Below are 25,123 nucleotides of genomic sequence, written 5' to 3' on the forward strand. Positions count from 1 at the left end.
CTCCTCGTCGAGAACGGGTGGGATTCAGCGCAACCTCAGTGCCTTCATCACCTTCAGGCTGGTGCTCATGAACCGGGCGTACTTCTCGTCGTCCATGCCGAGGGCGGGCGCCATCGGCAGGAGGCGCTGCTGGGCCACCGTCTGGGCCTCGGTGTATTTGAGGATGCCCTCGGAGCCGTGGCGGCGGCCGAGCCCGGAGTCCTTCATGCCGCCCATCGGGGACTGGACGCTGCCGTAGGCCGAGGCGTAGCCCTCGTTCACGTTCACCGTGCCGGCCCGCACCCGGGAGGCGACCTCCCGGCCGCGGCGGCCGTCCTTCGTCCACACCGACGAGTTCAGGCCGTACGGCGTGGAGTTGGCCAGCTCGATCGCCTCGTCGTCGGTCGCGAAGCGGTAGATCGAGACGACCGGGCCGAAGGTCTCCTCGGTGCACACCGACATCGGCTCCGTGACGCCGTCGAGGATGGTCGGCTCGAAGAAGTACGGGCCGACGTCGGGGCGTGCGACGCCGCCGGCGACGACCTTCGCGCCCTTGGCCACGGCCTCCTCGACGTGCCGGGTCACCGTCTCCAGCTGGCGTTCGCCGACCAGGGAGCCCATGTCGGCGCCGTAGGCCAGCGAGGTGCCGAGGCGCATGGCCCGGGTCCGGGCGGCGAAGCGCTCGACGAAGGCGTCCGCTATCGACTCGTGGACGTACAGCCGCTCGATGGAGATGCAGAGCTGACCGGCCGAGGAGAAGCAGGCGCGCACGGCGCCGGCCGCGGCCTTCTCCACGTCGGCGTCCTCCAGGACCAGCATGGCGTTCTTGCCGCCGAGCTCGAGGGAGACGCCGACGAGCCGGGCGGCGGCGCCCTGGGCGACCTCGCGGCCGGTGCGGGTGGAGCCGGTGAAGGAGACGTAGTCGGCGTGCCGGACGACCTCGGGGCCGACGACGGGACCCTCGCCCAGGACGACCTGGAAGACGTCGGCGGGCAGACCGGCCTCGACGAGCAGGTCACGGGCCCACAGGGCGGTCAGGCAGGTCTCCGTGTCGGGCTTCATGACGACGGCGTTGCCCGCGACGAACGCCGGCAGCGCGTCGCCCACCGACAGCTCCAGCGGGTAGTTCCACGGGGCGATCTGGCCCACGACCCCGCGCGGGTGGCGCAGCTCGGTGACCTTCGTGAGGGTCGGCATGGCCCCGGCGTGCCGCTTGGGGCGCAGATAGGCGGGAGCCTTGCGGCCGTAGTGGCGGGCGGCCACGGCGACGGCCTGCACCTCCTCGTGGGCGTGCAGACGGGCCTTGCCGGTCTCCAGCTGGATGAGGTCGAGCACCTCGGCCTGGCGTTCCAGCACCAGGTCGTGGAAGCGGAGCAGGACGGCGGCGCGTTCCCGGACCGGCGTCTTCGCCCAGACCGTCTGGGCGGCGCGGGCCGACTCGTAGGCCTTGAGTACGTCCTCGGGGGTGGACTCGGGCAGGTCGGCGAGCTTCTCGCCGGTGAACGGCGTGTGGTTGGCCGTCCGGCCCGAGCCGGTCACGCCCTTGGTGAGCTGGGCGACCAGCTCCGGGGTCACCACGTCGGCGGCGGTGCGGACGCCGGTGGGGGTGGGGGCGAGGGGGTTCGTGCCGGTCTTTGCCGGTGCCTTCTCCGGGGCCTGCGAGTCCGTCATGAGGCGCAGGGTATGACGTGCGGAGGACTTTGGGTACCCGCCGGTAATAGAGATTCACCGGCCGCACACATGACGCCAGCGTTCACTGGCAACAAACCCGCTGATCAGGGCATCGGGCCCGGCGCTCACCGGTGATTTCCGCCACGCGCGATCTCCGGACGGTTGTCGTCGGGGGCGGCCCGCGGGCCCTACCTGGACTCCGCGGGGCAGGGCGACGCCGAGCGGTCCAGGTCGGCGCGGGCCGCTTCCAGGGCGGTCGCGGTGTCCTCCGGGGTGGGCCGGTGTTCCGGGTCGCGGCGCAGGAGACCCTGGAGGAGGGGGGCGAGCGGGCCGGCGCGTTCCGGCTCGGGCGGCTCCGCGGCGAAGACCGCGGCGGGCGTGGACTGCGGCGGCGTCCCGTGGAACGGGGAGCGGCCCTCGACGGCCGTGTACAGCAGGACGCCGAGGGACCACAGGTCGGAGGCGGGGCCCGCGCCTCGTCCGGATCTCCGCTCGGGCGCGATGAAGTCCGGGGAGCCGACGCCGTCGCCGGCCGCGGTCCTGGATCCCTCACCCGGGACGTGCGCGATGCCGAAGTCCGTGACGACGACCCGGCCGCGGGGGCGTCCCCGCCCGGGCTGGGCAGGGAGCGGGGGGATGCCGAGCAGCACGTTGGCCGGCTTCAGGTCCCGGTGGACGATGCCGACGGCGTGCGCGGCGCGCAGCGCGCCCAGGACGGCGAGGCCGACCCGCGCGGCCTCGGCGGGGTCGAGCGGGCCGCGCCGCAGCGTCTCGCGCAGGGACTCACCGTCGATCAGCTCCATGACGATCCAGGGCAGCCCGCCCTCGACGTCCGTCCCCTCCTCCATCACCACGTCGTGGATCGTGACGGCACAGGGGTGGTCGACGCGGGCGGCGGCACGGGCCTCCCGCTGGAGGCGGTGGGCCGCGCGACGGTAGGGCTCGTCACCGGGCCTGCCCGGCAACCAGGGCTTTTTGACGGCTACCTGACCGCCTGTCAGCTCATCCCGGCCCCGCCACACGGTGCCGGAGCCGCCGGATCCGATGCGGTCGAGCAGCCGGTAACGGCCGTCCAGTATCCGGCCTTCGGCGTCTCCGGGATCCCCGTCGTTGCTCATGCCTCCATGACTACCACGATCACCGGTCAACTCCCGTCGATTCCAGGGCAGTCAGCAGCGTCCGGAGGGCGGTTCACGCTAGGGCCGGTCGATCTCCAGGTGGTCGATCGCCGTGCGGGCCACCTCACGGCCGCGCGAGGTGAAGTCGCCCTTGCCGGGGTAGCCGACCATCAGCTTGTACATGTCGCCGCCGGTGGACCTGTAGTACAGGATCTCCAGCTCGCGCGGGGCCGGTTGCCGGCTGTCGTCGGTGGTGTACACGACCGTGTTGCCGGCGGCCTTGCGGCCGTGCAAGGTCACGTTGGGGTCCGTGCTGGTCCGCGGTCCCTTCGGCATGTTGAGCCGGTAGCTCCCGGTCTCCTTGAAGTCGCCGTTGTCGGCGTACATCTCGGCCGCCGCGGAGTCCTTGATCTCGTGAGCCGCGTCCTCCGCCCGGCGGTCGACCTGCAGGACGACCGAGATCGCGCCGCTCGGGTCGGTGTAGCTCACCCAGTGCTCGTCGGCGGGGGCCTCCTTGGCGGGTTCGCCGCGCACATAGCCGACGGGCACCGCGAGCGTCGCGGTGACCTCCTTCTCGTGCTCGGTCTTCCACCCGTCCGGGAGCGGTCCGGCGAAGGGGTCGGCGACCACCAGAAACGTCGCAGCCGCCGCGGCCACGACGGCGGCGCCCAGCCCGGTCCACGCCCTGCGGCCCCACCGGCGCCGGGCCCGGGAGCCCGCGGCGAGCGCGACGGGCCGGTCGGCCTGCGGGGCGGGCGGGTTCGCGGCGGCCTCCAGCAGGGCCCGCACCCGGGCGGCCGTCGGGCGGCGCGCCGGGTCCTTCTGCAGCAGCCCGTCGACGACCTCGGCCAGCGCGCCCTGGGCCGCGGCGGGCGGCGCGGGGGCCGCGTGCAGGACCGACTGGAGGGTGGCCGGCGTGTTGCTGCGGCGGAACGGCGAGACGCCCTCGGTCGCCGCGTACAGCACCACGCCCAGGGACCACAGGTCCGCGGCCGGGCCGGGGCGCTGCCCCAGCACCCGCTCGGGGGCGATGTACTCGGGCGAGCCGACGAAGCCGCCGGTGTCGGTCAGACTGGTCTCGCCCTCGATCTGCGCGATGCCGAAGTCGGTGAGGACGATCCGGCCGTGGCGGCCGAGAAGGATGTTGTCCGGCTTGACGTCCCGGTGCAGGACGCCCGCCGCGTGCGCCGCCTCCAGCGCGCCGAGCACCTCCAGGCCGACACGGGCCGCCTCACGCGCGCCGAGCGTGCCCTCCTGGAGGACGTCGCCGAGCGAGCGCCCCGTGCACCAGCTCCATCACGATCCACGGACGTCCGTCCACGACCGCGACGTCGTGCACCTCGACCACGGCCGGATGGTCGAGGCGGGCCGCGGCCCGAGCCTCACGGCGCATCCGCTCGAAGGCGTTGGCGCGTTCGCGTTCCGGAAGCCGGTCGGGCACGCGGGGCTCCTTGACGGCTACCTCGCGGTCCATCGTCTCGTCCTTGGCGCGCCACACCGTGCCCATGCCGCCGTGCCCGAGCTTGGCCAGCAGCCGGTAACGCCCGGCGACGAGCCCCCCGACGCCCGCCTCAGGCAAGACCTCAGGCACCGCCTCCGGCTCCGGCTCGAGCTCCGGCTCCGGCTCCGGCTCCGGTGTGCGGACCACGGGCTGCGGAGGCACGGCCGCCTGCGGGTTCGGTGGTCGCAGAACAAAACTCGTCGTGTCATCGGACTCGTGGCCGACGCCCCCGTGGTGGCTCATGGTCCATCCATATCGCGCCAGGCAGGCCGGATTCCACTGGTGGCGTGCAACTACCGTGTCACGAACGTGTCGACCGCGACGTCGAAGTACTCGCGCGCCTCGCGCACCTTCCCCACCGGCGCCGACACCCACACGTCGTAGAGCCGTCCGCCCTCCTCCCAGCACAGGTCGTACGTGTGCCGGGGACCCTCCGCCGCGCTGAAGCCGTCCCAGGTGAACTGCCAGAGGGCGGCGGGCCGTCCGCTGTGGACCGTCTCGGTGACCTGGCCGTCGTGGTAGCCCGGGTTGGTGTCCGAGCCCTTGGCGGCCGCCCGCTCCATCACGGCGAGCGGGCCGTCCGGCCCCGCGACGGACACCTTCACCCCGAGGCGGAAGACCTGCCCCGGAGACATGAAGAACACCCGCTCCCCCTGCGGCACGCGCGTGAAGTCCTCCGGCACGGCGAGCGCGAACCCGCCCGGGTCGTCGGCCACGCGGTAGCCGGACGGGGCGGACGGCGTGCCGGTCTCCGGGCGGGAGGAAGCCGGCAGCGCGGCGGGGGCGGTGCCGGGGACCGCCGTCGGAGAGGGCCTGGGACTCGCCGACGGGCTCGGCGCGCCGCTCGGGCGCGGCCGGCCCGGCGTGGCGCTCGCCGACGCCGACGCCGCCGAAGCCGAGGCCTTGGGCGCACGCCCCGGGTCGCCGTCCCCGTTGAGCAGCAGCGCCGCCGCCGACACGCCCGCCCCTGCCATGGCGGCCACCAGCAGCGCGGCCACCAGCACCCCGCGCGTGGAACGCTCTTGGGCCGCTGCGTCCGGGCGGGGCAGATCCGCCTGGGTCGGGGTGTAGGCGCTCGGCTCCGGCGGCGGCGTGCGCCCGGTCTCCACGAAGGCGCGCAGCAGCCGTTCCGCCTCCGTCACGCCCAGCCGTCTCTCCGGATCGCGCTCCAGCAGCCCCCGCACGACGGGCAGGAGGGGAGCGGCCTGCGGGGGCGTGCGGATCTCGGCGAACACGACGGCGTGCAGGATGCCGCCCAACGAGTCCCGCCGGAACGGGGATTCGCCGCTCAGCGCCGTGCACAGCAGCGCGCCCAGCGACCACAGGTCGGACTCCGCGCCCGTGCGCGATCCGGACATCCGCTCCGGAGCGGTGTACTCGGGCGAGCCGACGAACGAGCCGGTCTCGGTCAGCGTGGTGGCGCCTGCGATCTGCGCGATCCCGAAGTCGGTGAGGACGACGCGGTCGCTGTCGCGTTCCAGCAGGACGTTCGCGGGTTTGACGTCCCGGTGCAGGACCCCGGCCGTGTGCGCGGCGCACAGCGCGCCGAGCAGGGCGAGGGCGATCCGGGCCGCCTCCTTCGGCTCGAGCGGGCCCTCGGCGGCGATCCGGTCGGCGAGCGAACCTCCGTCGATCAACTCCATCACGATGCAGGGGCGTTCGCCGTCCTCGACGACGTCGTGCACGACGATGATGTGCGGATGGCTGAGCTGGGCGACCGCGCGGGCCTCGCGCAGGACGCGGTCGCGGCGACCGCGCGCCTCCTCGGCGGTGAGCGCGTCGTCCTGGATCAGCTCCTTCACGGCGACACGCCGTCCCAGCAGCTGGTCCGTGGCCCGCCACACGACCCCCATGCCGCCGCGCCCGAGCCTCGCCTCGAGCCGGTAACGGCCCGCGACGACCCGTACGGCGTCCCCGCCCCCCTCGGTCCCCATGGGGCCCATCATGCCCCACCGGAGGCCACGCCTCCGGGGCGTGGTCCGGCCAACTGCCGGGCCCCGCCCGCGGACGCTACGAACCCGGCTCGCGCCAGCTCTGCAGCACCGACCTGAACTGCTTGAGCGTCGCCGCCCAGTCCTTCGCGGGGGAGGACATGTAGACGACGTACTCGGAGCCGTCGCGGGCGACGTACGTCTCCTCGATCGCACGGCGCGGCCCGGGGAACTCGGTGTCCTTCGCCAGCGCGGTCCAGCTGTACTCCCACTCGGAACCGTCGCGGTCGCGGTAGAGGTTCTTCTCCAGGGTGACCCGCTCGTAGTCGACGAGTCGCCCGAGCTGCTGTTCGAGGTCGAGCTGGTGGGCGTAGGGGTCGTCGAAGTCGGGGGACTTGTCGAGGGCGATGCGCACGAAGTGCTCGCCGCCGTCGGGGGTGTAGTCGATCTGCTGGAGATCGCCGTCGTCCTGGTACACCTCCCGCTTCCAGCCCTTGGGCAGCGCGAGCCCGAAGCCCAGCGGGTCGTTGATCTTCTCCCAGGTGTCGGGCGCCGCGCCCTGCCCGCCGGAGGAGCCGGTGGACGTCGGGCTCGGCGAGGCGGACGGCGAGGGCGACGGCGATCCGGACCCGGTGTTCCGCCCCCGGCCCGCGTCCCACTTCTGCAGCCCGATCGCCGTGCCCCCGCCGACCAGCGCGGCCACGACGACCACCAGCGCCGTCGTGCGCAGCCGGCGACGACGACGGGGCGGCCGTCCGTCCGCGGCGGACGGCGGGAACGGCACGGACGGCGTGTACGGCACGGACGGCGTGTACGGCCCCGAGGGCGTGTACGGCCCCGACGGGCCCGGACCGGCGTGCGCGGGGCCCACGACGGTCGGGTGGGTCACGGGATGGACGGACGTCGGCGTCCGGGGCACGGACGGCACGTACGAGGTGGGAGGCGTGGCGGGGGACGTCGGGTGCGCTCCGGAGGGCGGCCCGGCGGGAGGACCTCCCGTGGCCCGGTCCGGCTCCCCGAACCGGGTCGGCACAACGGTCTCCGCCGTTTCGGGGCGCCGTCCGTCGGCGGCCTCGGCCAGAAGGCGCTCGGCCTCCTCGGTGGTGGGGCGCGCGGCCGGGTCCTTGCGCAGCAGGGCGGTGATGACGGGGCCGAGCGGCCCGGCGTGGCGCGGGTCGGCGGCCTCCTCCTCGACGACGGCCTGCATCGTGGTCAGCGGCGAGGTGCGGCGGAACGGCGACCGCCCCTCCGCCGCCGTGTACAGCGTCGCGCCCAGCGCCCACAGGTCGGAGGACGGGCCCGGGTCATGGCCGCGCACCCGCTCGGGGGCCAGGTAGTCGACGGAGCCGACGACCTCTCCGGTGCGCGTGATGGTCGTGTCGCCGTCGATCTGGGCGATGCCGAAGTCGGTGAGGAGGACGCGGCCGTCCTCGGAGAGGAGCACGTTGCCCGGCTTGACGTCACGGTGCAGCACGCCGGCGGAGTGCGCGGCGCGCAGAGCGCGCAGCACCCACAGGCCGATCCGGGCGGCCTCCGCGGGCTCGACGCGCCCGTCCTCCTTGACGGCGTCGGCCAGCGAGCGGCCCTCGACGAGTTCCATCACGATCCATGGACGGCCGTCGTGTTCGAGCACGTCATGAACGGTGACCACGGCGGAGTGGTTGATCCGCGCGGCCGCACGGGCCTCCGCCCGGGTCCGCGCCAGCAGGACCGCCCGGTCGCCCTCCGCAACGTAGAGAGCGGCCGTCAGCTCCTTGATGGCGACCGCCCGGTGCAGCAGCTCGTCGTGGGCACGCCACACCCGGCCCATGCCGCCGCTCCCGATGGCGTCGGCGAGCCGGTAGCGCCCCGCGAGGAGCCGGCCCTGCATCTGATTCACGTTGCCCCGCAATGTTCTTGACAGGGGCCAGAGTAAAGACCGGGCCGCCCGCGCGGAACCACGGGGGTGCCACGGAGACAGCACTGTGACGGTTGTCGCTTCCCGTTCCGCGCGGCAACCCCGAAGCGGCCGGACGGGTCCGGGCGGTCGTCAGCCGGTGTACTGGTAGGTGGCCGACGCCTGCTCGAACAGCCGGGAGACCTCGTCCCGTTCGGCCTCCGGGCCCCGCACCTGAACGATGTGGTACCGCCCGGCGATGAGGATGGCGAGGTTGCGGACGTACAGCTCGCGCCCGCCCGCGCCGGTCCAGGTGAACTGGCCCTCGGCCATGGTCCGGGAGCCCACGGTCGTGGTGCGCAGCCCGGAGGCCGTCGCCCAGCTGGAGTCCCGGTAGGGCTGGAGTTCGCTCTCCTTCTCCCGCTGATAGACCATCGGGTCGTTCCCGCCGGACGACGTGCTGTCGCGTCCCGGAACGACGATCAGCTCGAAGCTCCCGTGCGAGTACACGACCTGGCCGCGGCCGTTCTTCGGCGCGCGGCCCCAGCCGTCGGCCACGGCGATCTGGAAGCCGGCGGCGTCCTTGCGCAGGGTGAAGCCGTCGGCGACGCCCCCGCCGGACCCGCCGGTCTGCGTCTGGGTGGCCTCCGCCGACGAGGAGCCCGAGGCGGGGCCGGAGGGGCCCGGCGAGGTCTGGTCGGGACGGGGTTCGCTGCTCGCGTCGGGGGCCTGGCCGGACGTCGCGCCGGAGGTCCCCGTGCCCCGGGCGTCCGTGCCGGACGCGCCGTCGTCACCCGCCTTGGGCATGAACAGCACGGCGTACGCGACGGCCGCGGCCAGCGCCAGCAGGATCAGCACGAGCAGCGTCCGGCCCAGACTCCGGGGCGAGCCGTCCGTCTCCGGCCGGCCCCGCTTGTGCCGTCCGTGCGTGGCGGGCAGTCCGGCGCGCCGCCGGCGCACCAGCTCGCCCTTGCGGCGCACGATCGGCAGCCGACGAGGGTCCACGGGCGGGGCGGCGACGACATGCGTCCCCGCCTCCGGCTCCGGCGCGGACCGCACCAGCGAGCGCAGCCAGCCCCGCAGCTCCTCGAAGTCGAGTCGCTCGGTGGGGTCCTGACGCAGCAACGACTCCACGACCGGCCGGAGCGGCCCGCATTCCTCGGCGAAGGCGGGCGGTTCGGCGCACACCATCTGCACCAGCTCGGCCGTCGACTCCTCCGGGTACGGGGCATGCCCCTGCACGGCCCGGAAGAGCAGCGCGCCCAGCGCCCACAGATCGGTGGCGGGACCGATCGGCGCGGCCAACTGCCAGTTCTCGTGCACCGGTCCGGCCTGCTCGGGCGCCCACCGCTCGGTGACCGGTCCGACGACGGCCATCCTGGCCTGCCTCGCCCGCTCGGCGGCGAGCGCGGTGCCGGGCCCGCGCCGGGGGCCGCCGCCGGAGGCGCCGGCCGCGAGCTCGTCCCAACGGACCCCGGCCCGCTCCTCGCCCGCCGCGGCACGGCCCGGCCGGCCCTGGTACGGGCCTTGGTGCTGCCCTTGGCCCAGCCCCGGCCCCTGGCCGGGCACGGGGGCCTGGGCGCCGGGGACCTGCGGGCCGGGCACGGGGGTGAGCGAGGCGTGCGACGTCGGGGCAGCGCCCTGCTGCGGAAAACCGGGGGCGTGGGGGGAGTGCAGTGCGGGGGTGTGCGGTCCGGGGGCGTGCGGTCCGGGGCCGGGCACGCCCTGGACTCCGTAGGGGTCGGCGATCCGGCCGGACGGGTCGCCTCCCGCGGTCCCGTGCCCGCCGTCGCCCGGGGTGCGGGCGCCGGGCAGGGCCGCGCGTCCGTTCTGCTGAGCCTCCTGGGCCTCCTGCACCCGCGCCGCCGCCCGGGCCCCGGCGCGGTACGCGGCTATCGCGCCCGCCCGCGCGGCACGGATGTCCCCGCCGGTCTCCGTGGACGCCCTGCGGGCCACCGCCCCGGACGCCCCGCCGCCGGCGGACGGCTCACCCGCCGCCACGGGCAACGCGCCCGTGCCCCGTGCCTCGATGGCAGCCCGCCGAGCCGCCTCGGGATCCACCGCCCCGGCATCGAGTCCGCCGCCGGGTCCGCCCGGTCCGACGGAACCGCGCGGACCTGCCGGACCTGCCGGACCTGCCGGGCCGAAGGCGCCCTGGCCGCCCGGCTGCGACCGGGGCGCGGAAGCCCCTTGCCCCGCATGCGCGTCATGGCCGCCGAAGCCGCTTCCGCCGCTCTCCGCGCCACTTCGGTCCGTGGCGTCCGGCGCGCCCGGCAGCGGGTCCGGGGCCGGCACCGGGTCGTACCCGCACAGCGCCTCTTCCGCCGCGCCGACCGCGAGGCCGCTCAGCATGACCCTCCCGTCGTCGCAGACGAGGACCGTGCGGGCGGTGATGTTGCGGTGCACCCAGCCATGGGCGTGCAGCACCCGCAGTGCCATGAGCACGTCGGAGGCGACCTCGGCGGCCCGGTACGGCGTCAGCGGCTTCTCGGCGAGCAGCGCCGACAGCGGCCGCGCGGCCACCAGTTCGCTCACTATCCACAGCGAGCCGCCCTCGGCGAACACGTCGAAGACCTGGTCGAGCCGAGGGTGGTCGGGAATGCTCGCCGTCGCCTGGGCCGCCTCCATCGCCCGCCGTACGACGGGGTCGGCGGGCCGTCGGGTCCCCGCGCCGGCCCCCGCACCCGTGCCCCGGCCGACGGGTCGCCGGGCGTTGCGCTCGCGTGCCGTGAACCCCTCGGGCAGACCCTCCGCGTCGAGCACCTCGGCCTCGACGACCTCCGGCAACGGCACCTGGCGGACCAGGACTTCCTGCCCGCTGTAGGTGTCGAAGGCGCGGGACTCGGTGAGTTCGTACTCGTCCGAGGGCGGCAACGGCAGGCGGTAGCGGTCGACGAGTACCCGACCCGCGTAGTCGTCCACGTTGCCTCCCCCGGCCGCCCGGTCGGTCAAATCCGTTCGTCCTGCGTGCCGTTACAGCCGGATCCGGCCGTATAGCCGGATGCGTACGGTCCGCAGCCATTCACGATACGTGCCGCAGGCAACCCGCAAAGAGAGGATGCGGGATCTGCCCCCGAACCCGGCCGTCGGGCGACGGCTACTTCTTCGGCATGAAGGTGCCCGTGAGCGTCTTCCACGTGCTCTGCCGCAGTCCGGTCTCCCAGGCGGCGGACTTCGCGGTGTACATCAACGCGTACCCGAGATGGTCGTTCACGACGAACCCGCGGTCGACGGTGCGGTACGCCGTCCCGTCGTCCGTGTAGGTGAACTCCCAGTCGGCCGTGTTCCAGCCGCGGTAGTCCACCTGCACGATGCGGATCTTCTTGTACTGCGAGCGCGTCATGTAGCGCTCCTGGTTCTTCCAGTCGGCGACGGCGTCGCCCTTGGGCGTGGTCGTCCAGGCGATGAGCAGTTTCTGCCCGTCGGGGCCGGTGAAACGGTCGCCCGCGGTGTCCGAGGTCTTGTACTTCCACCCCTCGGGCAGCCCGATCGAGTAGCCCTGGGCGCCCTTGTGCGTCGTCACCGCCTTTCCTTCACCGCCGGGGCTGACGCCGGCCCCGGCGCCTCCGGCCACCGCGGTGTCACCGGGGGCGGAACCGGACCCGGTCGCGGAGGGCGACTTCGACCCGTCCGTGCGGGTCCCGCCGCTCTCGTCCTCCTTGGTGCCGACGTTCGGGCTCCCGGTGGCGACCGTCCCGCCGCCGCCCTTCGCCCCGCTCGTCTTGTCGTCACCGCCGAGCGTGAGGGCCAGCACGGTACCGAGCACCGCGAGCAGCACCACCGCGGCGATGATCACCAGCGTCCGCTTGGGCACCACGTCGGTCAGCGGCGCCCTGGGCACGGGGCGCGGCGGCAGGTCCGGCGGCGTCATGACGGGCCACCCCGAACTCCGCACGGCGCCGCCGCCCTGCGCCCCCGCACCGGAACCCGCGCCGGAAGCGGAACCCACGGCGGAACCCGGTCCCGACGGCGAGGCGGAGACGACGCTCGGCCCGTTCCCGGAGCGGGCCGCCGGCACGGACGCGGACGACGCCGCTGATCCGGCCGCCACCCCCGACACCGGCCCGGACGCCGGCCTGCTCGTCGGCGCCGAGGCCGCTCTGGGCTGGACGGCCGGCGGGACGGCGGCCGAAGCGGCGGCGCCGGAACCCCGGACCGCACCGTCCTTCTGCGCCTCACCCGCGCTCACCGAACCGGAGGCGCCGGTCACGCCCGTCGACTTGGAGCGGGAGGCGGCCGCCGAAGTGGCCGCCCCCGCCGCGACGGCGGCCTTGCGCACGGACCGGAACGCCCCGCGCAGCTTCGGCTCCGCGCCCGAGGAGCTCCCCTTGCCCGCGGAAGCGTCGGGCTGCGCGGGCAGCGGGACGACCTTCGTCGCGTCCGCCGGCTCGGCAGGGCCGGGCTCGGGCGCGTGGAGCACCGCGTCGAGCATCGTCCGCGCACCGGCGTCGTCGAGCCTGCGCGCGGGATCCTTGGTGAGCAGACCGTAGATGACGTCCTTCAGCGGACCCGCGTTCTTCGGCTCCTCCAACTGCTCGGTCATCACGGCCGTGAGCGTGGCGATCGCGGAGCCCTTGTCGTACGGCGGCGAACCCTCGACCGACGCGTACAGCAGACCGCCGAGCGACCACAGGTCGGCCGCCGGCCCCGGCTTGTGCCCACGGGCCCGCTCCGGCGAGATGTACGAGGGCGCTCCGACCAGCATGCCGGTGGAGGTGATCGACGGGTCGCCCTCCACCTGGGCGATGCCGAAGTCGGTGAGCACCACCCGGCCGTCCTCGGCGATCAGCACGTTCGACGGCTTCACGTCGCGGTGCAGGATGCCCTCACGGTGTGCCGACCGCAGCACGTCGAGGATGGCCAGCCCGACCTCCGCCGCCCGCTTCGGCTTGAGCACGCCGTCCTCGCGGATGACCTCGGCGAGCGACTTGCCCTCGACGAGCTCCATCACGATCCACGGCCGGTCGTCCTCCTCGACCACGTCGAAGACCGTCACCGCGCTGTTGTTGCGGATCCGCGCGATGGCCTTGGCCTCGCGCAACGTCCGCGTGATAAGCCGGCGCTTCTCGTCCTCGTCGATGTTCCCCGGGAACCGCAGCTCCTTGACGGCGACCGTGCGTCCGAGGGTCTCATCCTCGGCGCGCCACACCGTCCCCATGCCGCCGCGGCCGAGTACGTCTCCCAGCCGGTACCGCCCGGCGAGGAGACGTGCGCTCTTGTCCTGACGGGGTGTTCCCGCCCGCTCCGCCTCCGACATGCGTCCCCTCATGCAACCCGCCCTGACAGAGCCTTCATTGTCCCTCACCCGACAAGTGCCCCACGCCCCGGGTGCCCCTCATCACCTCCCGGTCACACTCCACAGGTGACGCATTCCGGCCAGAAGGTGCACCACGCCCCGACCGAAGAGAGCGACGAGGAGGGCGAATCCATGACGCCTTGCGCGGCCGGGCCGGGCGGCCGGGTCGCCCTCACGTTCCGGGCGGACCCGACGGCGATCGCCGCGCCTGACCTCGAACCGGCCCTGCCCGCAGCCGAGTTCCGTCCTCGCACCCGTACAACGAGCCGGCCCCGAACAGAGATCCCGGCACGCGACACCCGTTCGAGTGAATCGCTCCGGAGGGAATCCCAGGAATCACCGGCACGGCGTACGACGGAAGCTGGAACGTCCGAGCGCCGAGAGCTCAGAACCTCACAGTGCCAGAGCGTTCAAAGCCCCAGAGCCTCAAGTTGCCAGAGCGTCAGAGCGTCAGAGCGGCACGATGTCCGGGGCGCCCAGGCGCGCCGCGTCCGCCGTCAGGTCGTCGGGCTGGCGCTGGGACTCGCGCTCGGCCTCGACCCGCTTCTCGTAGTGCTCGACCTCGCGTTCGACGCGGCTCTTGTCCCAGCCCAGGACCGGCGCCATCAGCTCGGCCGCCTCCCGGGCGCTGCGGGTGCCCCGGTCGAACGTCTCGATGGAGATGCGCGTACGGCGCGTCAGGACGTCGTCCAGATGCCGCGCACCCTCGTGCGAGGCGGCGTAGACGATCTCGGCGCGCAGGTAGTCGTCGGCGAACTGGAGCGGCTCGCCCAGCGACGGATCCGCGACGATGAGGTCCAGCACCTCCTCCGCCATCGAGCCGAACCGGTTGAGCAGATGCTCGACCCGCACGACGTGCAGACCCGTCCGCGCCGCGATGCGCGCCCGCGCGTTCCACAACACCCGGTAGCCCTCCGCGCCCAGCAGCGGCACGTCCTCCGTGACGCAGTCGGCCACCCGCTGGTCGAGTCCGCGGACCGCCTCGTCGACGGCGTCCTTCGCCATCACCCGGTACGTCGTGTACTTGCCGCCCGCCACGACCACCAGTCCCGGCACCGGGTGCGCGACGGTGTGCTCGCGGGACAGCTTGCTGGTGGCGTCCGACTCGCCGGCCAGCAGCGGCCGCAGGCCCGCGTACACGCCCTCGACGTCGTCCCTGGTCAGCGGTATCGCGAGCACCGAGTTCACATGTTCCAGGAGGTAGTCGATGTCGGCGCTGGAGGCGGCCGGGTGCGCCTTGTCGAGGTCCCAGTCGGTGTCGGTCGTGCCGACGATCCAGTGCCGGCCCCAGGGGATCACGAACAGCACCGACTTCTCGGTGCGCAGGATGAGCCCCGTGGAGGAGCTGATGCGGTCCCGGGGGACCACGAGATGGATGCCCTTGGAGGCGCGGACGTGGAACTGGCCGCGTTCCCCGACCATCGCCTGGGTGTCGTCGGTCCACACGCCGGTGGCGTTGACGATCTGCCGGGCGCGGACCTCGTACTCCCCGCCCGCCTCGACGTCCTGGACCCGCGCGCCGACGACCCGTTCGCCCTCGCGGAGGAAGCCCGTCACCCGCGCGCGGTTGGCCGCCTTGGCCCCGTAGGACACCGCGGTGCGCACCAGGGTGGCGACGAAACGGGCGTCGTCCATCTGGGCGTCGTAGTACTGCAACGCGCCGACCAGCGCGTCCTTCTTCAAGGCGGGTGCGACGCGCAGGGCGTGGCGGCGACTCAGATGACGGTGCGTCGGCAGGCCCCGGCCGTGCCCGCGGGCCATGGACATCGCGTCGTAGAGCGCGACGCCCGACCCTGCGTAGAGCCGCTCCCAGCCCTTGTGCTGGAGGGGGTACAGGAAGGGCACCGGCTTCACGAGGTGCGGAGCGAGCCGCTCCAGCAGCAGGCCGCGCTCCTTGAGCGCCTCCCGCACGAGGGCGAAGTCCAGCATCTCCAGATAGCGCAGACCGCCGTGGACCAGTTTGCTCGACCTGCTCGACGTGCCCGAGGCCCAGTCGCGCGCCTCGACCAGTCCCGTGGACAGGCCGCGCGTCACGGCGTCCAGGGCGGTGCCCGCGCCGACCACGCCGCTGCCCACCACCAGTACGTCCAGCTCGCGCTCGGCCATGGCCGCCAGTGACTCTGCTCGTTGTGCCGGCCCCAGTGTCGCTGTCCTCACCGCTGCCTCCCGCTGTCGGTCGCGCCGGCCGCACCCCGTCAGGGCGAGACCCGGTCCGTAACCCTCATGCCCAAATTCTGACCTTGATGCCCGACATCAGCCACCACACATCCCCAGCCTGTGGACGACCCGCGCCGGACCTGAACCGGCCCGCCGGGAGAACATCCTCCTCACACCGCCGGCCGCAGACGCCGGGCGGGCGGAAAGGAGCGGCAGAGACGGCGGAAACCGCAGGTCCCAGGGGCGGCCCGTCCGGGCGACACGGCCGGGCCAACACGACCGATCAATCCCACATAACGGTCATATTTACTCCTAGTCTGACATTGCGCTCGCCCATCCTGTCCACCGGGCTTGCGCACCTGTCCCACCTCGGTTACTGGGAAGGACGGCATACGTCATGCCCGCAGATCTCGCCGTCATCGGACTCGGCCCGCTCGGCCTGCCCCTGGCCCAGGCCGCCGTCGCCGCCGGCATCCCCACCGTCGGCTACCGCACCGGCCCCGAGGCCGGCTCTCTCAGCCCCGCCGAACTGCGCCGGATGCTCTCGGGGGGTTTCCGGTCCGCCACCGACCCGGCCGAACTGGGGCGGGTGCGGACCGCCGTCATCTGTGCCCCGACCCCGCGCGACGCGGACGGCGGCCTCGACCTGAGCCAGGTGGAAGCCGCCGCCCGAACCCTCGCCGGGCACCTGCGCCCCCACACCACGGTGATCCTGGAGTCGCCGGTGCACCCCGGGGCGACCGAGGCGTTCCTGCGGCCGCTGCTGGAGGAGACGTCGGGTCTGCGCGCGGGCCGCGACTTCCACCTCGCCTACTCCCCCAGCCGGGTCGACCCCGGCAGCCGCGCCTTCACCCCGGCGAACACCCCGAAGGTCATCGGCGGGCTCACCCCCGCCTGCACCGAGTCCGCCGCCGCCTTCTACAGCCGTCTGACCGACAAGGTGGTACGCGCGCGTGGTCTGCGCGAAGCCGAAACGGTGCAGCTCCTGGAGACCAACTTCCGGCACGTCAACATCGCCCTCGTCAACGAGATGGCCGTCCTCTGCCACGACCTGGGCGTCGACCTGTGGGACGTCGTGCGCTGCGCCGAGACCAAACCCTTCGGCTTCGAGGCCTTCCGCCCGGGCCCCGGCGTCGGCGGCCACTCGGTCCCCCTGGACCGCACCGGCCACCCCGGCAGCCCCCTGCGCATGGTCGAACTGGCCCAGCAGGTCAACAGCCGCATGCCCCGCTACGTCGTCCAGCGTGCCGCCGCCCTCCTCAACGAGCACGGCAAATCGGCCCGGGGCGCGCGCGTGCTGCTGCTCGGGGTCACCTACAAGCCCGATCTCGCCGACCAGCAGAACACCCCGGCGCGCGAGATCGCGATCCGCCTCATGGAGCTCGGCGCGGCCGTCAGCTACCACGACCCGCACGTGCCGTCCTGGAGCGTGCTGCACCGCCCGGTGCCCCGCGCCGACTCCCTCTACGAGGCTGCCGCCGACGCCGATCTCACGATCCTGCTCCAGCAGCACCGCACGTACGACCTGCAGGGCCTGTCGGTGAAGGCGCAGCTGCTGCTGGACACCCGGGGAGCCACCCCCACGGGAGCGGCGCACCGTCTGTGAACCGGGGCGCGCACAACGCCCCCGGTTCACAGGGTCAGGTCCTGCGGGTCTCCGGGGCTACCGGCGGTGTACCGAGTCCGCCACCGTGACCTCGACGCGCTGGAACTCCTTGAGCTCGCTGTAGCCGGTGGTGGCCATGGCGCGGCGCAGGGCGCCGAAGAAGTTCATCGAGCCGTCGGGCGTGTGCGAGGGGCCCGTGAGGACCTCCTCGATGGTTCCGACCGTGCCGAGGTCGACCTTCTTGCCGCGCGGCAGCTCCTCGTTGACGGCCTCCATGCCCCAGTGGTGGCCACGCCCCGGCGCGTCGGTGGCGCGGGCGAGCGGGGAGCCCATCATCACCGAGTCGGCGCCGCAGGCGATCGCCTTGGGCAGGTCGCCGGACCAGCCGACGCCGCCGTCCGCGATCACGTGCACATAGCGGCCGCCCGACTCGTCCATGTAGTCGCGGCGGGCCGCGGCCACGTCGGCGACAGCCGTCGCCATCGGCACCTGGATGCCCAGCACGTTGCGCGTGGTGTGCGCCGCGCCGCCGCCGAAGCCGACCAGGACGCCCGCCGCACCCGTGCGCATCAGGTGCAGCGCCGCGGTGTAGGTGGCGCAGCCGCCGACGATCACCGGGACGTCGAGCTCGTAGATGAACTGCTTCAGGTTCAGCGGCTCGTGCGAGCCCGAGACGTGCTCCGCGGAGACGGTCGTGCCGCGGATGACGAAGATGTCCACGCCCGCGTCGACGACGGCCTTGGAGAACTGGGCCGTGCGCTGCGGGGAGAGCGCGGCGGCGGTGACCACGCCCGAGTCGCGCACCTCCTTGAGGCGCTGCCCGATCAGCTCTTCCTTGATGGGGGCGGCGTAGATCTCCTGGAGGCGACGGGTGGCCGCGTCCACGGGCAGGCTCACGATCTCGTCGAGCAGCGGCTGCGGGTCCTCGTGGCGGGTCCACAGGCCTTCGAGGTTCAGTACGCCCAGGCCCCCCAGCTCGCCGATGCGGATCGCGGTGGCCGGGGAGACGACCGAGTCCATGGGAGCCGCCAGGAAGGGCAGCTCGAAGCGGTAGGCGTCGATCTGCCAGGCGATCGAGACCTCCTTCGGGTCCCGCGTACGGCGGCTGGGGACGACGGCGATGTCGTCGAAGGCATACGCCCGGCGGCCGCGCTTGCCGCGCCCGATCTCGATCTCAGTCACGTCTGTGGCCTTTCCCTGATGCGTTCAGCGTCTTCCAGTATCGCCGACAGGTACGACGAGGGCGGCCCCGGATGCCCCGGGACCGCCCTCGTCGCGGTGTCTCACGCGCGCGGAACGCCTACTTGCTGCTGTAGTTCGGCGCCTCGACCGTCATCTGGATGTCGTGCGGGTGGCTCTCCTTGAGGCCCGCGGAAGTGATCCGCACGAAGCGGCCCTTGCTCTCCATCTCCGCGATGGTGGCGGCGCCCACGTAGCCCATCGTCTGGCGCAGACCGCCGACGAGCTGGTGCAGGACGTTGCCGAGCGGGCCGCGGTAGGGCACCTGGCCCTCGATGCCCTCGGGCACGAGCTTGTCGTCGGCCGCGACCTCCGCCTGGAAGTAGCGGTCCTTGGAGTACGACCTGGCCTGGCCGCGCGACTGCATGGCGCCCAGCGAGCCCATGCCGCGGTACGACTTGAACTGCTTGCCGTTGATGAACTGCAGCTCGCCCGGCGACTCCTCGCAGCCCGCGAGAAGGCTGCCCAGCATCACCGTGTCGGCGCCGGCGGCGAGCGCCTTGCCGATGTCGCCGGAGTACTGCAGGCCGCCGTCGCCGATCAGCGGGATGCCCGCCGGGCGGGCGGCGAGGGAGGCCTCGTAGATGGCGGTGACCTGCGGGACGCCGATGCCGGCGACCACGCGCGTGGTGCAGATCGAGCCGGGCCCGACGCCGACCTTGATGCCGTCGACGCCGGCGTCGATCAGGGCCTGGGCGCCGTCACGGGTGGCGACGTTGCCGCCGATCACGTCGACGCGCACGCTCGACTTGATCTTCGACATCCAGCTGAGCGCGTTGCTGTTGTGACCGTGCGAGGTGTCGACGACCAGGAAGTCCACGCCGGCGTCGGCGAGCGCCTGGGCGCGCTCCAGCGCCTCGGGGCTGGCGCCGACCGCGGCGCCGACGAGCAGCCGGCCCTCGGCGTCCTTGGCGGCCAGCGGGTACTTCTCGGCCTTGACGAAGTCCTTGACCGTGATGAGGCCCTTGAGGGCGCCCGACTCGTCGACCAGGGGAAGCTTCTCGATCTTGTGCCGGCGCAGCAGCTCCATGGCCTCGACGCCGGAGATGCCCACCTTGCCGGTGACCAGGGGCATCGGGGTCATGACCTCGCGCACCTGGCGCGAACGGTCGGTCTCGAAGGCCATGTCACGGTTGGTGACGATGCCGAGCAGCTTGCCGCCGCCGTCGGTGACCGGCACACCGCTGATGCGGAACTTGGCGCACAGCGCGTCGGCCTCGGCCAGCGTCGCGTCCGGGTGCACCGTGATCGGGTCGGTGACCATGCCGGACTCGGAGCGCTTCACCAGGTCTACCTGGTTGACCTGGTCCTCGATGGAGAGGTTGCGGTGCAACACGCCGACGCCGCCCTGGCGGGCCATCGCGATCGCCATGCGGGACTCGGTCACCTTGTCCATCGCCGCCGAGAGCAGCGGGATGTTGACCCGGACGTTGCGGGAGATGCGGGACGAGGTGTCGACCGCGTTGGGGAGCACCTCGGATGCGCCCGGCAGCAGCAGCACGTCGTCGTAGGTCAGCCCGAGGGTCGCGAATTTTCCGGGCACTCCGTCGACGTTGGCAGTCATGACACCTTCCCCAAATGGCCTTGATCGGTGCGGATGTCCATGCTAACGGGAAGCGCACCGCCCGAATTCCACGGTCGCGGGTGAGCTCGGGCTTCGTATGTTCGTACGGAAACGGCGGCCGGGCTGTTCAGCGGGGGCGCGGCCACCGGCATTCGTCACTGCTCGGCGAGCGCCCGCAGTCTGCTGAGCGCCCGGTGCTGGGCCACTCGGACCGCTCCGGGTGACATTCCCAACATCTGGCCGGTCTCCTCGGCGGTGAGCCCCACCGCGATGCGCAGCAGGAGCAGTTCACGCTGGTTCTCGGGCAGGTTGGCCATGAGTTTCTTCGCCCACTCGGCGTCGCTGCTGAGGAGAGCGCGCTCCTCGGGGCCGAGCGAGTCGTCCGGCCGTTCGGGCATCTCGTCGGAGGGGACCGCCGTCGAGCCGGGGTGACGCATCGCGGCCCGTTGCAGGTCAGCGACCTTGTGGGCGGCGATGGCGAAGACGAAGGCCTCGAAGGGCCTGCCGGTGTCCCGGTAGCGGGGCAGGGCGAGCAGGACCGCGACGCAGACCTCCTGGGCGAGGTCCTCCACGAAGTGGCGGGCGTCGCCGGGCAGCCGGGACAGCCGGGTGCGGCAGTAACGAAGAGCCAGCGGATGGACGTGGGCCAGCAGGTCGTGGGTGGCCTGCTCGTCGCCGTCCACCGCGCGATGGACGAGTGCCCCGATCGTTCCCACGGCAGCGACCGCCTCGTCATCGCGCATCGGTCCATGGTGCACTGCGGCCGGACCGGCCGTGGCACCGTGCCCTTCGTTGTGCACCGAAGCGTTATGAGCAGGTGCGCCGGCACTCATCCCCTGCGCCCTCCCCTTCCGCTCGACCGACTCGTCCCCGAGGAACTCCACACCTCAAGGATGCGGCATCCGCGGCGAAACAAGCAGCGGGCGCCTGCCGGGACCCTGTGCGGCTCCCGCCCGCCGCGCGGCGCCGGGACATCTCGGCCGGTCCCCGGACCGCCTCTGAGCAGGGAGGTTCGCCCATGAGCCCGCTCTCCTCGATGAATGGCGGATGTCACCCGGAACCGGTGCGATCCGCCGGACGGCCCAGGCCCGTCCTGCCCCGGAACGGTCCGGGGCCGCGGGCCGGGCGGGCGGCGGGGTGGCCCTAGCGGACGAGTCCCCACCGGAAGCCGAGCGCCACCGCGTGCGCGCGGTCCGAGGCGCCGAGCTTCTTGAACAGCCGTCGGGCGTGCGTCTTGACGGTGTCCTCGGAGAGGAACAGCTCACGGCCGATCTCCGCGTTGGAGCGACCGTGGCTCATGCCTTCGAGGACCTGGATCTCCCGCGCGGTGAGCGTGGGGGCCGCGCCCATCTCGGCCGACCGCAGCCGGCGCGGGGCGAGCCGCCAGGTCGGGTCGGCGAGCGCCTGGGTGACGGTCGCGCGCAGCTCCGCGCGCGAGGCGTCCTTGTGCAGATAGCCGCGGGCGCCGGCGGCGACCGCGAGGGCGACGCCGTCGAGGTCCTCGGCGACGGTCAGCATGATGATGCGTGCCCCCGGATCGGCGGACAGCAGCCGCCGTACGGTCTCGACGCCGCCCAGACCGGGCATGCGTACGTCCATCAGAATCAGGTCCGAGCGGTCGGCGCCCCAGCGGCGGAGCACTTCCTCGCCGTTGGCTGCCGTCGTCACGCGCTCGACGCCGGGCACGGTCGCGACCGCGCGGCGGAGCGCCTCTCGGGCAAGCGGGGAGTCGTCGCAGACGAGGACGGAAGTCATGGCCGCCCTCCGCAGCTGATGCGCGTCACCTTGTGCCTCCAGGCTGGTACGAATCGTCACCTGTGCGGTCGACCGTCTCGGACGCCTGCCCGAGCGTTTTGTTTTTCCAACCGCCACCACACTCTCAACGACGGTCACTCGAAAGAGTTACGGGGCCGCGTGCATTCTTCGGCACTCTACGTGAGGAGCCGGACACAGAGCAGTCAGCCACACGGTCCCCCGGGCTTTCCCCATCACCCCCGCCCCGTTTGGCCCTATTTCTTCCCATTCACTGGTGTCTGAGGCTAGATTCGCAATGAGTCATATTTTCATCTCCTTAGATCGTAGTTGTACGGTCGTGGACACCGTATCCGCTCAGAACGGCTACAAGGGGTCACGCAATGGCAGATTTCTCCCGCCTTCCCGGACCGAACGCGGACCTGTGGGACTGGCAGCTCCTGGCTGCCTGCCGCGGAGTGGACAGTTCGCTCTTCTTCCATCCGGAGGGTGAGCGCGGGGCGGCTCGGAGCGCTCGAGAGAACTCGGCCAAGGAGGTCTGCATGAGGTGCCCGGTCCGCGCCCAGTGCGCGGCGCACGCCCTGGCGGTTCGAGAGCCGTACGGGGTGTGGGGCGGGTTGACCGAGGACGAGCGCGAGGAGCTCATGGGAAGGGCGCGCAACCGCCTGGTGTCGGCGTCGTCGGGGGCGAGAGACGCCGCTTCGAACACATGAAGGAACGTTTCTGCGGAGAAAGCGGCCGAAAAGAGGTCGGCCGACCGGGAACGAGCGAATCGGAGGGCGCACGCGAGTGCCCTCCGATTTCTGTGCCCGGGGTCAGCGCCGATTTCTGTGCCCGGGGTCAGCGGCGCGTTCTGTGCCCGGGGTCAGCGCCGCGCCGCGCGTTCCAGGTGCTCCAGCGTCGCCGTCACGGCCGGCACCTGGGCCAGGTCCGGCAGGGTGAGGGCGACGATCTCGCGGCGCACCGCCGGTTCCAGCGCGACCGCTCGGGCGCCCCGGGGCCGCACCGACTCGACGGCGAGCCCGGGCAGGACGGCGACGCCGAGGCCGGCGCCCACCAGGCCGACCACCGCCGGGTAGTCGTCGGTCGCGAAGTCGATACGGGGCGTGAAGCCCGCGCGTTCGCACACCTGCACCAACTGGCCGCGGCAGCGGGGGCAGCCGGCGATCCACGGCTCGGCGGCGAGATCGTCGATGGCGACGGCCTCCACGCGCGCGAGGCGGTGCCGCTCGGGCACGAGGGCGACCAGGCGGTCCGTCAGCAGCGGGCGCACGACCAGGTCGTCCCACTCGCCCTCGCCCGGGCCCGCCGGGGCGCCGTCGCCCGTGGCGCGCTCGTAGCGGAAGGCAAGGGCGATGTCGCAGTCCCCCTCCCGGAGCAGCTCGACCGAGCGCGGCGGCTCGGCCTCCTCCAGGGAGACCCGGGTGCCGGGGTGTGCGGCGCGCAGCGCGGCGAGGGCGGTGGGCACGAGGGTGGAGCTGCCGCTCGGGAAGGAGACCAGACGGACCCGGCCCGCGCGCAGCCCCGCGATCGCGGCGACCTCCTCCTCGGCCGCCGTCAGCCCGGACAGGATCCCGGCCGCGTGCCGGACGAGGGCCTCGCCCGCCTGGGTCAGCCGCGTCTCGCGGCCGCTGCGGACCAGCAGGGGCGTGCCGACGGAGGCCTCCAGGGCCTTCATCTGCTGGCTGACGGCGGGCTGGGTGCAGCCCAGTTCCCGCCCGGCCGCCGAGAAGGAGCCGGTGGCGGCCACGGCGCGCAGCACGCGGAGATGACGGGCCTCGATCATCCGTCGAGCATAAGGGAACCTTGGGCGGCCGGGCGAATAATGCATGGACACTTTGATGTCAGGTCGCCTACCTTGCCGTCATGAGGCTTCTGTCCGTCAACCTGGGCCGCCCGAAGGCCGTTCCGTACACCGGTCAGCCGCAGGGGCTGACCGGTATCGACAAGCGGCCGGTCGAGGGGGCCGTACGGGTCTCGGCACCCGGCCCGAAGGGGGTCGGCGCGAGCGGTCTGGCGGGGGACGCGGTGTGCGAGCTGCGTCATCACGGCGGCGACGACCAGGCGGTGTACGCGGTCGCGCGCGAGGACCTCGACGCGTGGGAGGGCGAGCTGGGGCGCACGCTGGGCAACGGCGTGTTCGGCGAGAACCTCACCACGGCGGGCCTCGACGTGTCGGGCGCGCGGATCGGCGAGCGCTGGCGGATCGGCTCCGACGTGGTGCTGGAGGTGACCGCCGGCCGGATACCGTGCCTGACCTTCCAGGGGCACCTGGGCGAGAAGCAGTGGGTGAAGCGGTTCACGCGGAAGGCGGCGACGGGCGCGTACCTGCGGGTGATCGTTCCCGGCGACGTCCGCGCGGGGGACGCGGTGGAGATCGTCCATGTGCCGGACCACGACGTGACGGCCCGGATGCAGTTCCAGGCCGTCACCACGCACCGGGAGCTGCTGCCCCTGCTGCTCGCGGCCGGTGAGGCCCTGCATTCGGAGACGCTGGCCGCGGCCCGGAAGTACGTGGCGGAGCACGGAGGCTGAGCCGTCCTCACGGAAGGGCCGCTCACGGGGCCTTCACCTTCGGGAGGCCACGTGCAGAGAGCTGATCTCCGCACCGCGGGTCACTAACCTTGCGCCATGACAACGGCTCTGATTACGGGTTCGACCGCGGGCATCGGCGCCGCGTTCGCGCGCAGACTGGCGGCGGACGGGCACGATCTCGTCCTCGTGGCACGGGACACCAAGCGGCTGCGCGAGCAGGCGACCGAGTTGCACGACCGGCACGGCATCGAGGCGGAGGTGCTCACCGCCGACCTCGCCACGGACGAGGGCATCGAGGCGGTGGCCGCCCGGCTCGGGGACCGCAAGAACCCCGTGGACCTGCTGGTCAACAACGCCGGTTTCGGCAACAAGGGCCGCTTCCTCGACGTGTCCATGGCCGACGAGCTGAAGATGCTCAAGGTGCACTGCGAGGCGGTGCTGCGGCTGACGTCCGCGGCGACGGCGGTGATGCGCGAGCGCGGGCGCGGCGGGGTCGTCAACGTGGCGTCCGTGGCGGCGTTCGTGCCGCGCGGGACCTACGGGGCGTCCAAGGCGTGGGTCGTGCAGTTCACGCAGGGCGCGGCGAAGGACCTGGCGGGCAGCGGCGTGCGGCTGATGGCGCTGTGCCCGGGTTTCGTGCGCACCGAGTTCCACGAGCGGGCCGGGATGGGCACGGACAACATCCCGGGCTGGATGTGGCTGGACGCGGACAAGCTGGTCGCGGCGGCGCTGCACGATCTGGCGCGTGGGAAGTCGCTGTCGGTGCCCGACCCGCGCTACAAGGCGCTGATGGGTCTGGTGAAGGTGACGCCCCGGTCGCTGCTGGGCGGGATCAGCTCGAAGACGGGCCGCAGGTACGGGCCGCAGTGACGGGGGCGGCGCTGAACAGGTGACGTGG

The 25,123-nt window shown here is 73.0% G+C and carries 15 protein-coding genes and 2 pseudogenes; 4 read left to right on the forward strand and 13 right to left on the reverse strand.

The window, feature by feature from the left end:
- Positions 1-24 precede the first annotated feature (24 nt).
- From IE239_RS19620 to IE239_RS19655, 8 genes and pseudogenes are all read right to left on the reverse strand, one after another.
- Positions 25-1,650 carry a succinic semialdehyde dehydrogenase gene (locus IE239_RS19620; protein ID WP_190150676.1) on the reverse strand — a complete coding sequence of 542 codons (1,626 nt, stop codon included), beginning with the start codon at positions 1,648-1,650 and terminating at the stop codon, positions 25-27.
- 239 nt (positions 1,651-1,889) lie between these two features.
- Positions 1,890-2,768: pseudogene (locus IE239_RS19625) on the reverse strand (serine/threonine-protein kinase); the annotation flags it as partial.
- A 78-nt stretch (positions 2,769-2,846) separates the two neighbouring features.
- Positions 2,847-4,512, reverse strand: a pseudogene (locus IE239_RS19630) (serine/threonine-protein kinase).
- Positions 4,513-4,562: 50 nt separating this feature from the next.
- Positions 4,563-6,203: a serine/threonine-protein kinase gene (locus IE239_RS19635; protein WP_190150678.1), complete on the reverse strand. Its 1,641-nt coding sequence runs from the start codon at positions 6,201-6,203 to the stop codon at positions 4,563-4,565.
- A gap of 76 nt (positions 6,204-6,279) precedes the next feature.
- Positions 6,280-8,070 (reverse strand): serine/threonine-protein kinase, encoded by a 1,791-nt coding sequence (locus IE239_RS19640; RefSeq protein WP_190150768.1) that lies wholly within the window; start codon positions 8,068-8,070, stop codon positions 6,280-6,282.
- A 159-nt stretch (positions 8,071-8,229) separates the two neighbouring features.
- Positions 8,230-10,998 carry a serine/threonine kinase C-terminal domain-containing protein gene (locus IE239_RS19645; RefSeq protein WP_229878196.1) on the reverse strand — a complete coding sequence of 923 codons (2,769 nt, stop codon included), beginning with the start codon at positions 10,996-10,998 and terminating at the stop codon, positions 8,230-8,232.
- Between the two features lie 175 nt (positions 10,999-11,173).
- Positions 11,174-13,333: a serine/threonine-protein kinase gene (locus IE239_RS19650; protein ID WP_190150680.1), complete on the reverse strand. Its 2,160-nt coding sequence runs from the start codon at positions 13,331-13,333 to the stop codon at positions 11,174-11,176.
- Between the two features lie 489 nt (positions 13,334-13,822).
- Complete coding sequence (locus IE239_RS19655) at positions 13,823-15,529, reverse strand: glycerol-3-phosphate dehydrogenase/oxidase (protein WP_190150681.1); 1,707 nt, start codon at positions 15,527-15,529, stop codon at positions 13,823-13,825.
- A gap of 397 nt (positions 15,530-15,926) precedes the next feature.
- On the opposite strand from IE239_RS19655, the gene IE239_RS19660 reads away from it, so the two are divergent.
- The gene (locus tag IE239_RS19660) at positions 15,927-17,135 is read left to right on the forward strand and encodes a nucleotide sugar dehydrogenase (RefSeq protein ID WP_190150682.1); all 1,209 of its coding nucleotides are present in this window, start codon (positions 15,927-15,929) and stop codon (positions 17,133-17,135) included.
- A gap of 57 nt (positions 17,136-17,192) precedes the next feature.
- On the opposite strand, the gene IE239_RS19665 is transcribed toward IE239_RS19660, so the two are convergent.
- From IE239_RS19665 to IE239_RS19680, 4 genes are all read right to left on the reverse strand, one after another.
- Complete coding sequence (locus tag IE239_RS19665) at positions 17,193-18,317, reverse strand: GuaB3 family IMP dehydrogenase-related protein (protein ID WP_190150683.1); 1,125 nt, start codon at positions 18,315-18,317, stop codon at positions 17,193-17,195.
- A gap of 118 nt (positions 18,318-18,435) precedes the next feature.
- On the reverse strand, positions 18,436-19,938 hold the full coding sequence (gene guaB / locus IE239_RS19670; RefSeq protein ID WP_190150684.1) for an IMP dehydrogenase: 1,503 nt from the start codon (positions 19,936-19,938) through the stop codon (positions 18,436-18,438).
- Positions 19,939-20,093: 155 nt separating this feature from the next.
- Entirely contained in the window at positions 20,094-20,681 is a 588-nt protein-coding gene (locus IE239_RS19675; RefSeq protein WP_107448788.1) for a sigma-70 family RNA polymerase sigma factor, read from the reverse strand.
- Between the two features lie 400 nt (positions 20,682-21,081).
- Positions 21,082-21,693 carry a response regulator transcription factor gene (locus tag IE239_RS19680; RefSeq protein ID WP_003948568.1) on the reverse strand — a complete coding sequence of 204 codons (612 nt, stop codon included), beginning with the start codon at positions 21,691-21,693 and terminating at the stop codon, positions 21,082-21,084.
- 380 nt (positions 21,694-22,073) lie between these two features.
- Here IE239_RS19680 and IE239_RS19685 point away from each other — a divergent pair, with 380 nt between their 5' ends.
- Entirely contained in the window at positions 22,074-22,403 is a 330-nt protein-coding gene (locus tag IE239_RS19685) for a WhiB family transcriptional regulator (protein WP_109003076.1), read from the forward strand.
- A gap of 152 nt (positions 22,404-22,555) precedes the next feature.
- Here the strand turns inward: IE239_RS19685 and IE239_RS19690 are convergent, their stop codons facing one another.
- Positions 22,556-23,476 (reverse strand): LysR family transcriptional regulator, encoded by a 921-nt coding sequence (locus tag IE239_RS19690; RefSeq protein ID WP_190150685.1) that lies wholly within the window; start codon positions 23,474-23,476, stop codon positions 22,556-22,558.
- A gap of 80 nt (positions 23,477-23,556) precedes the next feature.
- Between IE239_RS19690 and IE239_RS19695 the strand changes: the two genes are divergently transcribed.
- Together IE239_RS19695 and IE239_RS19700 are read left to right on the forward strand one after the other, a co-directional pair.
- On the forward strand, positions 23,557-24,225 hold the full coding sequence (locus IE239_RS19695) for an MOSC domain-containing protein (protein ID WP_190150686.1): 669 nt from the start codon (positions 23,557-23,559) through the stop codon (positions 24,223-24,225).
- A gap of 96 nt (positions 24,226-24,321) precedes the next feature.
- Positions 24,322-25,095, forward strand: coding sequence for an SDR family NAD(P)-dependent oxidoreductase (locus tag IE239_RS19700; protein ID WP_190150687.1), 774 nt, complete (start codon positions 24,322-24,324; stop codon positions 25,093-25,095).
- Positions 25,096-25,123: the final 28 nt, after the last annotated feature.

Source organism: Streptomyces humidus, assembly GCF_014649655.1.
GTDB classification, from domain to species: Bacteria; Actinomycetota; Actinomycetes; order Streptomycetales; family Streptomycetaceae; genus Streptomyces; species Streptomyces humidus.